This is a genomic window from Culturomica sp. (assembly GCF_003524185.1).
Taxonomy (GTDB): Bacteria; Bacteroidota; Bacteroidia; order Bacteroidales; family Marinifilaceae; genus Culturomica; species Culturomica massiliensis.
The window spans coordinates 85,863-100,268 of record NZ_DOED01000042.1; the positions used below are offsets into that span (position 1 = coordinate 85,863).

Genomic DNA, 14,406 nt, shown 5'->3' on the forward strand with positions numbered 1-14,406 from the left:
CGCATCTATGAAAAAGCTGATTCTTTTATTGTATTTGTTATTTGCCGGAATGTTTTACGCTTTTTCGACAATTAGCGATGTGCAGCGTGAATTGCTCCGTCAGCTGGAAGTTGCAGGACATGATACGTTGCGTCTGAATATATTGGATGAATTGGTCGGAATAAATAAGCAACAACCTGAGGCAAGGGCGTATTATGCCGGGGAACTTTTAAAGGAAGCCGAATGGCAGAAAAATAGTACATTTCAATGTAAAGCTTATCTTTATTTTGTATTTATAGAGTTTAACAAGCGGAATATACGAGCGGTAAAGTCGTGGATGCAGAAACTGGAACTTTTGGCGCGTCGGGGAAAATTATATGATATAATGTGGCAGGGACAGCAATGTTATATTGAGTTGCTGGTGCTTGATGAAGAATATGAACTGGCGGAACGGGAGACACAGAAGATGTTGAAAGAGGCCGAAAACCTGAATAGTGTGTATGGACAGATTATTGCCGATATCTGTCTGGCTGGTATTTATCAGACGACTTTTCGTGGGCAAGAGGCTACCGAAGCTTTAGAGCATGCTTTTGCACTTTCATCAAAGATCGATAATGAATTGACGACGACTGAAATCATCAGTTATCTGATTGCTCATTACCGGAATATGGAAAATAATTCTCAATGGTTGAAATATTTGAAAATCAAGGAATCGTGGATCAAGTCATTGATAAAGAAGCATCCGCAGAGAAAAAATGCCCTGAAAGGCGATCTGTTGATGATTTATTTATCCTATATGAGATATTATGCGCTGCAGAATCGACTGGATTTGGCCGGACAATATAAACAACTGGCAGATAAATATTACATTGATGAGTATGTCGCTTACAGGTTCAGCTATTATATGGAACTTGCGGTTTACTATCAGGTTATGGGAGAGCTGGAGAATGCTTCGGAAGCCCTTGACCGGGTACTTGGCATACTTAAAGGCAGATCGAAAAAGGATTATTGTGCTGCTTTATTCATGAAGGGAGAGCTATTGGGGAAAATGGGACGATATGAAGAAGCTTTGGGGATTGAAAAAGAATTATTGCTTGCCAAGGATTCATTGCGGATAACTGTGTATAACAAGCAGATCGGGCAATTGAATGAAAGCTATAGCATTGACTCTGCGCTTTTGATGCGGTCCCGTATTCAAAGCTGGTTTAAGTTGGTTGTATTAGGTGTGATTGTTTTATTGATTGCAATTTTATTGTACTTTGCGCTTCGTTTTTATTACATCCAGCGATGTCTTAATAAATCGGAAAAAAAGATACGGAAAATAGCGGAAGATGTCAATCGGGCAGTCCGGGTAAAAGAACGTTTTCTGACCAATATGAGTTATGCCATCCGTATGCCTTTGGGGGAGGTTGTAAGACATTCGTTGCTGTTGGCATCCGATGAGCCGATGGATGAGGCGAGACGGGAAAAAATAGTACATATCATTAGCGATAGTTCGACCCAATTGATTGCTTTGGTAAATAATATTCTCGATCTGTCGCGTCTGGAAGCGGGTAAGATGAAATTCAGTGTCAGTGAAATAGATGTGAAGTATCTTATTCAGGATGTCATAGGGAGGGCGGCTGTGAAAGATATTCAATTTAATTCAGCCATCCCGGAATATGGGAAAGTGAACATAGACGGTATGCAACTGAGACAGATATTGGACAGTTTGTTGGTGTTGGCGGACGGGGCTGTTTTTTTACGTATAAACCTGGAGCAGTCAGGCGGAAAGTTTTTCGTGGTGACCGTCACCAATAGCGCACTTGCCTCTGTGGAACCGACGCAAGAAATGATTATCCGGAATGAAATCAACCGGATGATTATCGAATATTTCGGCGGCGAGTATGAAGTCCGTTCCGGTTTTATCCGTTTTACCCTGAAAATATAAATTGCCGCAAAGATTTTTCCAATATTTGAAATAAAAAATTTCATTAACAGGTTGAATTCACCGATTACGGAAAGGCATCCATCGTCCTGCTTTACCGGTTCGGTCAGCACATCCGTCAATAAGGGTTTTCAAAAGTCGGACATATTCCGTTCATCGTTATCCGGCAGTTTTACACTACCTTCCAAACGGTAGTTCTTGATGCCGGTCCATCGGCCGGAGCAGGCCATATAAAAATGAGCAGATCCACAGATGGTCGTTCGTATATGGTAAATTCCCAGGCACGCAGATGCCGGTAGACCATTTCATTCAGGCTATTTCTTCTATTGAGCTATATATGTTTTGAAATTTTACTAAATAAATGTAATTTTATCCGTAAATTACAATACGATGAAGCTGTGGTTCAAAAATATATTTTCCCTCAGAGAGGCTGCCGGTTTTGTGCCGGACGGACAGGAAAGGAAGGAGCTGGGATGGAGAAGAAATATGCACTATTGAAATATACGTGATCAGGCCGTAGAGGATTGTGTCGTTGTGCGTATGCATCGTCATTGGTGGAGTTGCTTTTTCGGGTATACAAAAGAATAGCCGGATAAAAAAAAGGCGATCAAAGAGAGATAACTCACGGGGCGCAACTGTCGGGTTATTTTGGGGCGGAATCGGGAACAAAGCGGAAATGAATGGCGGTCCACAGCCCGGAATACCCGTTCCCGCAGGCTATTTGTTTAAGCGATAAAGACAATAAATAAAATGATTATGAAATATTTTTCAAACTTGCTACTGTTATTCGTCTTCTTATCTGTTTCCATTATGATTCAGGCACAGACGCCGGTAAGACCTTATAATCAATGGGAGGCAACCCAGTTTATCGCAGTAAACGGACATCAGCCCGAAGACTATGTAATGCCGGACAATAATTGGGAAATACTATACAATCTGCGGACTCCGCACACCCAGGCTGAACTTCGTGAGATGGGGGTCAAATGCTCTGACAGCCAATTACTGCTATTGGAGGTTGGCGGACTTATCAGTAAAACAAGAGGAAAATGGAAGACCACCATACCTATTCTCGACAAAGAACAAACCAGTTCTTTAAGAAGTTTGAGCAAAGAGCTGGCCGGGGCCATTTATGCAAAAACAAAAGCAGACTTTATATCACTGAGCCAGACTATCAGTGATATGGGATTTAAGAATAATACGCTCTCACTCGTCTTTTCATATCTTCTGGACGGTAGAATGTGGACAAAACTGGTATTGTTTGAGGATATTAATAATTATACAAGCTGGAGTGGCTGTTACTGGGTATTATACGAGCCAAGAAATGGCCTTTCATGCGGTACGAATGGTTTCGGAGAACAGGATTTGATATTGACTTACATCAACAGCGGCATTGCTCCCGGAAACAACATTATGGACCAGTGTGCTGATGAAATAGCCAGGTTCGGAAAAATAACAGATACCCAACTCATTTCCCGGTTAAAACCCTACGGACTGGCAGACAATAATGGAAATGTATTATTTCCCATTATTAAGAAACAGCAAGATAGTTTTCATCAGATAAGTGAAAAACTGGTAAACGCCATCAGTGCAGAACTAAAGAATAATTGTGGTTCATTGACAACCCGATACGGCATTGAGAATGAAAAAGTAGCGACGGTGATGTTATACCATGAAGTCATGTGGTATTTGGTAGATAAGCTGATTCAAGATAAGGTAATTTCCCTTCCGGCTATTTTTAAAGATGAAAAAGCGAATAAAAACCGGTTAAATGAGGTTGTTTTCTTTATAGAGGGAGGATTAATGCAATAATTCAATAGGAAAATCTACAGTATCCGGTTTGGCAGACAGTCTGTGTCATTAGTATTGTTGGGTTATTCCGGTAATGTTATTTTTTGGGTGTTTTTAAAATTGAAACGATATGAGTTGGGACGTATATTTGATTAAGAGTGAAACCAATCAGGAGTCCAGTCCGGACGAAATTGAAAAGCCACTGCCAATTGCTGCGAAATCCGAGGTGCACGCCTGGTTGCGACAGAATTACCCGGAGGCAGATTTTACGGATCCGAATTGGCCGGTGGTGTTTACGGACAATTATTCGGTGGAAATTATGCTGGAGGAAGAAGAGGTGCAAAACGATATTATGCTGGCTATCCGGGGGAATGAAGCTCCTTATGATTTGATTGAAGCGATGTGCCAGGCGTTTGCTTGCCGGGCTGTGGATACCGGCACTGGCGGTTTTTTGGAAGGTCCGGAAACAGCTTCGTTCGAAAGCTGGAAAGATTTCCGGGACGAGGTGCAGGCCGAGTATGAAGCTCCCCGGGAAGGATGGTTCCGGAAATTGATGGCGTCATTGGGAAGATGGTTTTCGGGGAAATGATCCTTTTTTCAGCTATTTTTAAATAAAGGTCTATGTTCAAAGCGCTTCTTGTTTTTCTGGCCGAAAGTGTGCTGGTATTGCCTTTTCCGCTATATTGTATATATGAGGAAATGTGGGGAGCAGGGAGTGGTTGGTTGGCCGGCATCGGTTATGTTCTGGCAGTTCCTTTGCTCGCCCTGTATGCGGGATCGTTTCATGGACTGGCTGCGTCGTTGTATTCAAACGGGTTATATTATTACTTGGTATCTTTTGTATTGACAGGTTTACTTTGCTGGTTGGGATTAGTTTGGGTGGACGGTGCTTCTGTCTATGGTAAGGAAACCTGGCCTGTTGCTTTGGGTATATCCGCCCTCATGGGATTGTTGGGACTTATTCCGGCAGCTATTCTTCGAGGATAGAGGATTAATCGGGGAGGCGGGTATGATGATTTCCCCGGCATCAAAGCAGAGGAATTTGAAGAAGATTCCGATATTTCATTTTACACGTTTGCGTGAAATTTACAAAGGAAGACTGTTAAAACTTGAAATTATAGATAAATCGTACCTGTTACTGAGTATTTTTCACAAATATCATATACTGTTTGAGAATGAAAATGAACATTCATTTGTAGATATAAATAAGGATTAAACCGATAACAAGCACCTTTTCTTCCAAACGGGGGTAAGCTGTATCCCCTTTATAAACACAACATGAAGTAAAAATGGAAAAAATTGAAATACTCAGGAAATTCGATAATGACAAACTGATAGATGTTGTCAGAAACTACAAGCGTTACGGCTATGATGAGGAATTGCGCAATAATGCTATTGACTTATTGTGTACGAGAGGATGGACTAAAGAAGAATTAAAAATTTCGGGGTATTTGACTAATCCTCAGTACGATGAAGCTGTAAAACAATATAAAGCCTATTACAGAAATTCATTGATAGGTATCGGCGTACTTGTGTTTAGTGTCGGGATATTATTACTGGTTTATTTGTTCTTTGTATTTTTGGCATATCGTAATGTTACAAAATTTTCCAAGGCATTGGGCCGTGATAAAGAGAATGCTCTTTTAGTCAGTTCAATCGGTGTGATAGCTTACTTTTATTTAAAAGAGAAAATGAAAGAAGAACTGAAAGGTATGAGATAACTTTATAACGCTCGCCTTCATTGCTGAATACTGTGAGATAAACCCGGTATGTCAAAGAAAAAATAAAATAGTTTGAGTCAATACATAGCACTGCCCACCGGGGGGCGTATCGTATTTACAATCCTTATGGAAGATAAACTTTGCCGGAACGGTATATCCTGTCCCGGATCATTTTGCTGACAGATATTGCTGTTAGTTGTTGCTTTCCGGCAAAGATAAATTCTGTGAAGTTATAAAAGGGTATCTGATTGTCAGTTGTACTTTGCCGCTCATCGCTCTGTGCTGCATGGGATTTTGTTGTGTTTCCGGTAAGTCTGATAAAAGAAAAACTCCTGAAAATCAAAGTTTTCAGGAGTTCGCTTTTTGATCTGGTGAACTCGGCGGGAGTCGAACCCACAACCTCTTGGGCCGTAACCAAGTGCTCTATCCATTAAGCTACGAGTCCGTTGTTCTCTAAAGCGGTGCAAATATAGACAGCTTTCATGAATTGTGCAAATGTTTTGTTGTTTTTTTTATTTTTCTATGAAATTCTGTTGTAAAAGTAATAAAATAACGAGGGTTCTATTTAAATTGTTATTTTTGTAAGCACGGAGGAGAGAAGCTATAAATTCCGTATCGGTAGAGGTACCGGAAGACATAATAGGGTGAGGCCGGTGTGACGGCCGAAAGCAAATAAGAGACGTATGAAAATAATAAAGAGCATTTTCCAGCGTATGAAAGGAGATTCGCTGGCGAGGAAAATGACAGAGGTACGACGGGAAAAGGAATATAGTCATATGCATACCGTTAAAAGCGGGGTGGTATTTTGGATTGCGGGGGGTGGGGAGCAGCCGGGCTTGGAAACGATCCGGGAGAAATTCCCGGAAGTGAAAATGGATAAGGTGTGTTTTTTGCCGGCTAATTATCAGGGATTGCAGGTGGATGATGTCGTATATGTCAAGGCGGAGGATGTAGGGTTCGGAGGAAAAATTATGAATGATAAGCTGTTTCATGTGCTGGAAAAACCTTATGATTTACTGATCGACTTGACCCGTGAATCCAATGTTCTCGTCGACTATGTGTTAAAGAATTCGCAGGCGAAATGTAAAGTCGGGATGGAAAAAGAAGGCTTTGAAGCGGATATTGTTTTGAAAGGAATTTCTGATCCTGTGGTTTTTATTGGAGAGTTAGCAAAATTGTTATCGGATTTAAAGGAATATTGATATGAAATTTAAAGGAGTAGGGGTTGCTTTGGTAACTCCGTTTGATGAAAACGGAAAAATAGATGAGGTGGCATTGGGAGGCTTGGTGGATGATGTGATTGCCGGAGGTGTCGATTATCTGGTTGCTTTGGGTACGACTTCGGAAGCAGCTACAATGTCGGAAGCCGAACGCATGGAGGTGTTGCGTTTGATTCTGGAGAAAAGTAACAAACGGGTACCGGTGATGGTCGGTATCGGTGGAAACAATACGGCTGAAGTTGTGAAAAAATTACAGGAATTTCCTTATGCCGATGTCTGTGACGCTGTTTTGAGCGTTGTCCCTTATTACAATAAACCTTCACAGGAGGGAATGTATCAGCATTTTAAAGCTATCGGAGCATGTTCGCCGTTACCTGTTTTCCTGTATAATGTACCGGGACGTACCGTTGCCAATCTGGCAGCATCTACGGTTGTTCGTTTGTCGAACGATTGTCCGAATATTATCGGAATCAAGGAGGCTAGCGGTAATTTCGCACAAATCAGTGAGATACTGAAATTCAAACGGCATGATTTTACTGTTGTTTCGGGGGATGATGGGATTACCCTGCCTTTGATGGCCATCGGGGTCGAAGGTGTTATTTCTGTGATTGCCAATGCCTGCTCCCGTGAATTTTCAGCTATGGTGCATTTGGCACAAGTGGGCAAGTTCGGGGAAGCTGCGGAGATACATTTACAATTGAGTGAATTGTTTCAGGCTTTGTTCGCTGAAGGAAATCCGGCAGGTATAAAAGCTGCTTTGCATCTGAAAGGAATTATCCGGAATAATAGTCTCAGATTACCCTTGATACCTGTAACGCCGGCACTGTATGATCGGTTGAGAATGTTGTTGGGGTGTTGATTATTAACGTTTTTTTTATATCTTTATCGGCAAAAGAGATAAATTGCCGGGAAAAGCCGGTGTCTTCATGAGGTCGTGAGATACGGAAAAGGCCGGAGGGTTGTTTTTATTTCGGAGTGTAGGGGGATTGGCAGGGAGAGTATTAGGGATCAAAAATCGTAAACTAATTATAAGGGTTATGGAATGGTTGGTTTTGATCGTACTTATTTTAATCGGTTTTGTGTTGCTGATATTGGAATTTCTGGTTTTTCCCGGTGTAAATATCGTGGGATTGATCGGTTTTGCCTGTTTGTGTTTCGGTGTTTATTTGGGGTATGAGTTTTTTGGGACGAAAACCGGTCACCTGGTGGTGTTGGGAACGGCGTTGGGGGGATGTGTACTGACGTGGTATGTTTTGCGGGCTCAAACCTGGAAAAGATTGAGTCTGGAAAGTAAGATCGATGGAACGGTGGAGCCGGTGGATGAGCGTATACGGCCCGGAGATTGCGGTGTCTGCATCGGCCGGCTGGCACCGATGGGAAAAGTGAAAATCGGAGAATCGGTTGTGGAGGCTTTATCTGAAGACGGCTATGTCGATGCCAATAGTAAGGTAGAAGTTGTGAAAGTATATAGAGATAAAATTGTTGTTAAATTAAAAGACAGTTTGTATGGATAATAATTCAGTCATTATTTTGATTGCGGCGATCGTAGGCGGTCTGTTCCTTTTGTGGATTATTTTGTACCTTATCCCGCTGGGTTTGTGGTTTCAGGCGTTGGTGTCGGATGTAAAAATTTCGCTTTTACAGTTGATATTGATGAGGTGGCGTAAAGTGCCGCCGACGGTTATTGTGGGGGCTATGATCGAAGGGAAGAAAGCCGGAATCGAGTTATACCGGGATATGCTCGAGGCGCATTATCTGGCCGGAGGACATGTGGCACAGGTTGTGCATGCATTGGTATCCGCGTCGAAGGCAAATATCGATTTGACATTTCAGATTGCAACTGCTGTGGATTTGGCCGGCCGGGACGTTTTTGAGGCCGTACAAATGAGTGTCAACCCGAAGGTAATCAATACTCCGCCGGTGACGGCCGTGGCCAAGGACGGTATTCAGTTGATCGCTAAAGCACGGGTAACGGTACGGGCCAATATCAAGCGTTTGGTCGGAGGTGCCGGAGAAGAAACGATATTGGCGCGTGTCGGGGAAGGTATTGTCTCTTCTATCGGTTCGTCCGATTCACACAAATCTGTGATGGAGAATCCGGATTTTATATCCAAGGTCGTGTTGGAAAAAGGTTTGGATTCCGGAACAGCTTTTGAAATTTTGTCTATCGATATTGCCGATATTGATGTCGGTAAGAATATCGGTGCCGGTTTACAGATTGACCAGGCCGATGCCGATTTGAAAATTGCACAGGCAAAAGCAGAGGAAAGAAGGGCAATGGCTGTTGCCAAAGAACAGGAAATGAAGGCTTTGGCACAGGAGATGAAAGCCAAAGTGATCGAAGCAGAGGCTCACGTGCCGTTGGCTATGGCAGATGCATTCCGTTCCGGTAATTTGGGGGTAATGGATTATTACCGGATGAAAAATATCGAAGCAGATACCCAAATGCGGGAATCTATTGCTAAACCGGAAGATAAAAAGAAGAAATCGGATAAGTTGACATAGTAAAAGTTAGCCGGAAATTGTCCCCTAAAAAATGCGGCGTTTTTACAGGTGCACCGCATTTTTTAGGGGCGTTTTATTTATGATTTACGATTTATGATTTATGATTTACGATTAAAAGAGTCTGATAACGAATCTGTTTGCCAGGCAATTTACAATCTAAAATTTATAATTTGTATAAACGATTTTATTACTCAGAGAAATAAGTTTGCGGCAGATCCCTTAGATTGTAACGGGAGGACATGGTTTCGCCATAGGCTCCGGCCGTATGAATGACGATCAGGTCGCCCCGGGATACTTCATTCAGGGAAACATCTTTGCCGAAACAATCCGAAGATTCGCATATCGGACCGACAACATCGTATTTTTCTTCCGGCCGGTCGGAACTGATATTCTCGATTTTGTGAAATGCCTGGTAAAGGGCCGGTCGTAACAGGTCATTCATACCGGCGTCGAGAATGGCAAATTTTTTATTCCGTCCTTCTTTTACATACAACACTTTGGCGATTAGATCCCCGCAATGTGCAATTACGGAACGGCCTAATTCAAAATGAATGTGTTGATGAGGAAGCGGTTCGTAAAATCGGGCGAAAGTCGCGAAATAGTTTTCAAAGTCGGCAATCGGTTCTCCATAGGGGGTATTGTATTCGGTACCTAACCCGCCGCCGAAGTTGACATGCGGAAGACGGATACCTCTGTTTTGTAACTGTTGCTGGATTTCGTTAACTTTCAGGCACAGGCTGCGGAATACATTCATATCGGTAATTTGGGAACCGATGTGGAAATGCAGGCCGATCAGTTCGGTGTGAGGCAGTTGAAGCGTTTCTTCGATCACATGATTTAAATCATACAGGTAAATACCGAATTTGTTTTCTTCTATACCGGTTGTAATGTAATGGTGGGTATGGGCATCGACATTCGGGTTTATCCTTAAAGCGATACGGGCTTTCTTGTGCATTCGCCCGGCAATTTCATTGATGACGCGGATTTCCGGCAGAGATTCGCTGTTGAAACAAAAGATATCGTTTTGCAGAGCGATTTCGATTTCCGCATCGCTTTTCCCGACTCCGGCATAAACGATCTTATCCGCAGGAAAGCCGCATTCCAATGCGCGTTGTATTTCGTTACCGCTGACACAATCTGCTCCTATCCCGTAGCTGCTGATGATTTGCAACAGGACCGGGTTTGCATTGGCTTTGACTGCATAATGGACATGAAAAGCCGGATATTTTCCCGATTCGGTATTTATTTTTTCCAGCGTTTTCTTTAATAGTTCGATATTATAGTAATAACAGGGGGTTTGTATTTCCCTTAATTTTTCTGTGAACACCATTGGTTTATATTGTAAGTTCCGGACTTAAGTCCGTGGATGTTTTAATTTTAGATTAAAAAATCTGATATCGAATCAAGTGGCAAACAATTTAAAATTTGCAATCTGAAATTTACAATTTATATGAATTCATTTATTCTTTTTCAAGCAGTTGGGCACTCAGGTCGCGTAAGGCTTGTTGCTTGTCTTCTTGTTTTACGAGAAAGGAAATGTTGTGTTCGCTTCCTCCGTAAGAGATCATACACAAAGGAACATGAGACAGAGCATTTAATACTTTTGCACCCAGGCCGGTTTTGGCTGCCGAAAAATCACCGACAATACATATAATGGACAGGTTACTATCGACTTCTATCGTGCCGAATTTTTCAAGGTCTTTGATTATATTTTCCAGGTGTTCGGTGCAGTCGATCGTTAAAGATACGGCTACTTCCGAGGTTGCGATCATATCGATCGGGGTTTTCCAGGATTCGAAAACTTCGAAAACTTTACGCAGAAAGCCATAAGCCAGCAGCATATTGGTTGATTTGATTTTAATGGCCGTAATGCCGTCTTTGGCTGCAACAGCCTTGACGTTTTGTGCCGGACTTTCCTTGGTGATTAATGTACCTTCGTCCTCGGGATGGAGGGTGTTTTTCAGGCGTACCGGAATGTTTTCTTTTTTAGCCGGTTGAATACTGGAGGGGTGGAGGATTTTGGCACCGAAATAAGCCAGTTCAGCAGCTTCGTCGAAAGACAAATGACGAATGGCTTTCGTATTTTCGACAAAACGGGGATCGTTGTTGTGTACTCCGTCTATGTCTGTCCATATTTGTATTTCGCTAGCCTGTATAGCAGCTCCTACCAGTGCCGCAGAATAATCGCTGCCGCCTCGTTTGAGGTTGTCTATTTCTCCGTATGCATTCCGGCAGATAAATCCCTGGGTAATGATAAGCGGCCTGATATCCGGTTTGGCTAATTCCCGCTGCAGGTTTTGCCGGATGTAAAAATAATCCGGTTCACAGTCTTTGTCGATCCGCATATATTCCAGAGCGGACACCAGACTGGAGGGGATACCGCATTCCTCCAGGTAATAATGCATCAGGGTGGTCGACATGATTTCCCCTTGCGCTACGACCGCTTTTTCCTGAAGCGGATAGAAGTCTTTGTTAATGAATGAACGCAGATAGGTGAAAACGGTCTGAACAAACTCTTTGGCTTTTCGGATATAAGGTTCTGTTTCATATAATTCGCTGATGGTAATATAATAATTCAGTTCCAGATTCTGAATAATGTCCAACGCTTTTTGCTTGTCGGTGCGATACAGGCAATCTGCAATTTCCAATAACTTATTGGTTGTGCCGGACATAGCCGAGAGCACGACAATTTTGGGTTGGTTGTCGTCGATTAATGCAGCTACCGATCGTATTCTGTCTGCACTGCCGACAGAGGTTCCTCCGAATTTTAAAACTTTCATGTTTATTTTATTTCTTAGTGTGTTGTCAATGTATTGTTTTTCTGCTACTGAAAATAAAGGCTATTTTCTATCTTTCTCATCGGTTACAATGAGGACCGGCACTTTATAATAAAATGAAGTGGGTACAAAAAAGATATGCGGAATAGCTATCTCTGTTCGCGGGTGCAAATATCATATATTGTGTTCAATCAAACAAGTGATTGTTTAAAAATAAACACATTGTTTATTCTTTGTAGAAAGATGCAGCTACCCAATTGTCCTGTTCTTTGTGTGTCTGATAGGTGAGTGCCAATTGTTCGGCTTTTTCCCGGATCATGGGCAGGTCTTGGGAATAAAAGCCGCTCATGATTAAAAAGCCTTTTGCAGCCAGGTGAGCTGTGTAACGGTGCATATCGTTCAAAAGAATGTTCCGGTTGATGTTAGCCAGGATAAAGTCGAATTTCCCTTCCTGCTCCAGTAGGGAGGCATCTCCGATTTTTATTGTAATGTTATTTAAACCGTTGGTATGGATATTTTCCATGGCGTTGTTATAGGCCCATTCGTCAATATCGATACCGACAATTTTCAGGGCTCCTGTTTTGGAGGCCATAATGGAAAGTATACCGGTTCCGCATCCCATATCCAGTATTTTTTTGTTTTTTATCCGGGGGGCAAAATCCAATAGCGTTTCAAGCATCAGGGCTGTTGTGGCGTGATGTCCGGTTCCGAAGCTCATTTTAGGGTCGATAATGATTTCATATTCGATACCCGGAATCGGGTCGTGAAATCCGGCTCTTACCTGAATCCGGTCGTTGACTACAATGGGCGTAAAGTTTTCTTCCCATTCTTTATTCCAGTCCCGTTCTTCAATTTGTTCACAACTTTTCCCGATTCTATAGGTGGAGGGGAGAATATCCGGGAGTTTCAGGTTATCCAATGCTTTTTCATTATAACGGGAAGAAGGTATATAGGCGGTGAAGCCGTTTTCATTGTATTGAAAGCCGTCGTATCCCAATTCACTTATTTCTGCGATGAGTGCATCGGCGATATCTTCCGAAAAAGGAGTGATGGTAAAATTTATTGCTGTGTATGTCATGATGATGAAGGTAAAATTTCTAAATAAGGTCGGTTGGCAGATCCATGCGGATTCTCCATTCTTTGGGTAAATAATTGTTCAATCGGTTACCGAGGTTTTTGCCCCATCCGAGGGCTATATGCCGGTAAGTGATCAATATCCATTCCCCGGTTTTTGCATTTACCTGTATGTCTTCTTTTTTCAAATAGCGAAGAGCTTCCGGCAATTCGGCTTCATAACAGGAGCAGGCTTGCTTGTTGAGCCAGGTTGTGAGTGCCAGGGGATGTAATAATTTGATTTTCCGGTTGTATAATTCGGCTGCTTCACAGCCGTAAGCCGTAACTTTTAATTCCGAACGGAGTTGCCGGATAAATTCACCGTACATATCCGGCAATATCGTAATCCGGTTGTCTTCGTTTTGTGCTGTAAGATTCTCAGGATGAATCAGTAGCCGGCTTAGTTCCGGAGGAATAGGGCATGTCGTCGTTTTTTGTTTTTTATTTTTCTTCGGGCGGTATTTTTCTCCGTCTTTTTTCCGGATAAGCCCGCAGAAAAATCCTTCCCCGGTTGTCTTATGCGGGTAAAAATGGTAACCGTAAGCAGTTGAATTTCCGGGTGTAATTGTATCGGCCGGCAGTGAAACCGGGATACTTTCGGCCTGAAACTGCCGGCAGATCCATTCCAGTATTTCTTCGTTTTCTCCGGGGTTATAGGTACAGGTGCTGTAAATCAGGTAACCGTCGGGTTTCAGTGTTTTCCAGATATCCGTCAATATCCGTTTTTGCCGGTCCCGGCACACGGTCAGGTTGTTTTCGTTCCATTCGCCGATAGAAGCCGGATCTTTGCGAAACATCCCTTCCCCTGAGCAGGGAGCATCTACGATGACGATATCGAATGCACTTTCAAATGCGGAGAAATCTGATGGGTCGTTGTTGGTGACAACGACGTTGCTGTATCCCCAGCGGAGCATATTTTCTTTGAGGATGGTTGCCCGTGAGCGAATGACTTCGTTGGAAACCAGCAGACTGTCGGCGGGAAGGGCCGAAACGGTCAGGCTTGATTTTCCTCCGGGGGCGGCACAGAGATCCAGTACTTTTACCGGTTGTTCATGTATAATTTGCTTTAAGAGGTATCCGATAAACATGGATGAGGCTTCCTGAACATAGTAGGCTCCTCCCTGATAACAGGGGTCCAGGGTAAATACCGGGCGTTGGGATAAGAAATACCCTTCCGGACACCATTCGGTCTTTTTGTCTACGATGGATTGAAGCGTATCCGGTATTTTACCGGTTGTTTTAATCGGATTAAGGCGGATGCTGACCGGTGCCGGTTGGTTGAGGGCCTTGAAGAATGCATCGGCCTCCTGACCGAGTTGTTTTCTCATGCGTGATTCGAAAGCCGGCGGTAAATTGCTCATTTCGGGATATCCTTT

General features: G+C 42.9%; 13 protein-coding genes and 1 tRNA gene. 9 read left to right on the forward strand and 5 right to left on the reverse strand.

Translation table 11 applies throughout. The features are described 5' to 3' along the window. Positions 1–7 precede the first annotated feature (7 nt). The 5 genes from DD657_RS14125 (at position 8) to DD657_RS14145 (ending at position 5,415) form a co-directional block, all read left to right on the forward strand. Positions 8–1,909: a tetratricopeptide repeat-containing sensor histidine kinase gene (locus DD657_RS14125; RefSeq protein ID WP_287050536.1), complete on the forward strand. Its 1,902-nt coding sequence runs from the start codon at positions 8–10 to the stop codon at positions 1,907–1,909. A gap of 753 nt (positions 1,910–2,662) precedes the next feature. Beyond that, positions 2,663–3,715, forward strand: a complete 1,053-nt coding sequence (locus DD657_RS14130; RefSeq protein ID WP_287050538.1) for a hypothetical protein — start codon at positions 2,663–2,665, stop codon at positions 3,713–3,715. 109 nt (positions 3,716–3,824) lie between these two features. Beyond that, positions 3,825–4,283, forward strand: a complete 459-nt coding sequence (locus DD657_RS14135; RefSeq protein ID WP_021988119.1) for a hypothetical protein — start codon at positions 3,825–3,827, stop codon at positions 4,281–4,283. Positions 4,284–4,315: 32 nt separating this feature from the next. Further along, positions 4,316–4,681 (forward strand): hypothetical protein, encoded by a 366-nt coding sequence (locus DD657_RS14140; RefSeq protein WP_118773355.1) that lies wholly within the window; start codon positions 4,316–4,318, stop codon positions 4,679–4,681. 302 nt (positions 4,682–4,983) lie between these two features. Further along, positions 4,984–5,415 carry a hypothetical protein gene (locus DD657_RS14145; protein ID WP_287050542.1) on the forward strand — a complete coding sequence of 144 codons (432 nt, stop codon included), beginning with the start codon at positions 4,984–4,986 and terminating at the stop codon, positions 5,413–5,415. A gap of 369 nt (positions 5,416–5,784) precedes the next feature. Here DD657_RS14145 and DD657_RS14150 read toward each other — a convergent pair. Continuing rightward, positions 5,785–5,860, reverse strand: a tRNA-Arg gene (locus DD657_RS14150). Between the two features lie 238 nt (positions 5,861–6,098). Between DD657_RS14150 and DD657_RS14155 the strand changes: the two genes are divergently transcribed. From DD657_RS14155 to floA, 4 genes are all read left to right on the forward strand, one after another. Further along, positions 6,099–6,617 carry a DUF6913 domain-containing protein gene (locus DD657_RS14155; protein ID WP_287050545.1) on the forward strand — a complete coding sequence of 173 codons (519 nt, stop codon included), beginning with the start codon at positions 6,099–6,101 and terminating at the stop codon, positions 6,615–6,617. Between the two features lies 1 nt (position 6,618). Further along, the gene (dapA, locus tag DD657_RS14160; protein WP_287050547.1) at positions 6,619–7,494 is read left to right on the forward strand and encodes a 4-hydroxy-tetrahydrodipicolinate synthase; all 876 of its coding nucleotides are present in this window, start codon (positions 6,619–6,621) and stop codon (positions 7,492–7,494) included. A 178-nt stretch (positions 7,495–7,672) separates the two neighbouring features. Then, positions 7,673–8,149 carry an NfeD family protein gene (locus DD657_RS14165; RefSeq protein WP_021988123.1) on the forward strand — a complete coding sequence of 159 codons (477 nt, stop codon included), beginning with the start codon at positions 7,673–7,675 and terminating at the stop codon, positions 8,147–8,149. Beyond that, positions 8,142–9,140 (forward strand): flotillin-like protein FloA, encoded by a 999-nt coding sequence (gene floA / locus DD657_RS14170; protein ID WP_021988124.1) that lies wholly within the window; start codon positions 8,142–8,144, stop codon positions 9,138–9,140. The genes DD657_RS14165 and floA overlap by 8 nt, the downstream gene beginning before the upstream one ends. Positions 9,141–9,327: 187 nt before the next feature. Here floA and lysA read toward each other — a convergent pair whose 3' ends face one another. The 4 genes from lysA to DD657_RS14190 form a co-directional block, all read right to left on the reverse strand. After that, on the reverse strand, positions 9,328–10,470 hold the full coding sequence (gene lysA / locus DD657_RS14175; RefSeq protein ID WP_118773200.1) for a diaminopimelate decarboxylase: 1,143 nt from the start codon (positions 10,468–10,470) through the stop codon (positions 9,328–9,330). A gap of 130 nt (positions 10,471–10,600) precedes the next feature. Next, entirely contained in the window at positions 10,601–11,920 is a 1,320-nt protein-coding gene (locus tag DD657_RS14180; protein ID WP_068690724.1) for an aspartate kinase, read from the reverse strand. A gap of 223 nt (positions 11,921–12,143) precedes the next feature. Next, positions 12,144–12,995 (reverse strand): 50S ribosomal protein L11 methyltransferase, encoded by an 852-nt coding sequence (gene prmA / locus DD657_RS14185; protein WP_021988127.1) that lies wholly within the window; start codon positions 12,993–12,995, stop codon positions 12,144–12,146. Positions 12,996–13,014: 19 nt separating this feature from the next. Continuing rightward, positions 13,015–14,391, reverse strand: a complete 1,377-nt coding sequence (locus DD657_RS14190) for a methyltransferase RsmF C-terminal domain-like protein (protein WP_287050555.1) — start codon at positions 14,389–14,391, stop codon at positions 13,015–13,017. Positions 14,392–14,406 lie beyond the last annotated feature (15 nt).

Bases quoted from the DNA above. Each gene is read 5' to 3' on its own strand.
- DD657_RS14165 (WP_021988123.1), top strand. From the start codon at position 7,673: ATGGAATGGTTGGTTTTGATCGTACTTATTTTAATCGGTTTTGTGTTG.
- dapA (WP_287050547.1), top strand. From the start codon at position 6,619: ATGAAATTTAAAGGAGTAGGGGTTGCTTTGGTAACTCCGTTTGATGAA.
- DD657_RS14135 (WP_021988119.1), top strand. From the start codon at position 3,825: ATGAGTTGGGACGTATATTTGATTAAGAGTGAAACCAATCAGGAGTCC.
- floA (WP_021988124.1), top strand. From the start codon at position 8,142: ATGGATAATAATTCAGTCATTATTTTGATTGCGGCGATCGTAGGCGGT.
- DD657_RS14140 (WP_118773355.1), top strand. From the start codon at position 4,316: ATGTTCAAAGCGCTTCTTGTTTTTCTGGCCGAAAGTGTGCTGGTATTG.
- DD657_RS14145 (WP_287050542.1), top strand. From the start codon at position 4,984: ATGGAAAAAATTGAAATACTCAGGAAATTCGATAATGACAAACTGATA.
- DD657_RS14155 (WP_287050545.1), top strand. From the start codon at position 6,099: ATGAAAATAATAAAGAGCATTTTCCAGCGTATGAAAGGAGATTCGCTG.
- DD657_RS14130 (WP_287050538.1), top strand. From the start codon at position 2,663: ATGAAATATTTTTCAAACTTGCTACTGTTATTCGTCTTCTTATCTGTT.
- prmA (WP_021988127.1), bottom strand. From the start codon at position 12,995: ATGACATACACAGCAATAAATTTTACCATCACTCCTTTTTCGGAAGAT.
- DD657_RS14125 (WP_287050536.1), top strand. From the start codon at position 8: ATGAAAAAGCTGATTCTTTTATTGTATTTGTTATTTGCCGGAATGTTT.
- lysA (WP_118773200.1), bottom strand. From the start codon at position 10,470: ATGGTGTTCACAGAAAAATTAAGGGAAATACAAACCCCCTGTTATTAC.
- DD657_RS14190 (WP_287050555.1), bottom strand. From the start codon at position 14,391: ATGAGCAATTTACCGCCGGCTTTCGAATCACGCATGAGAAAACAACTC.
- DD657_RS14180 (WP_068690724.1), bottom strand. From the start codon at position 11,920: ATGAAAGTTTTAAAATTCGGAGGAACCTCTGTCGGCAGTGCAGACAGA.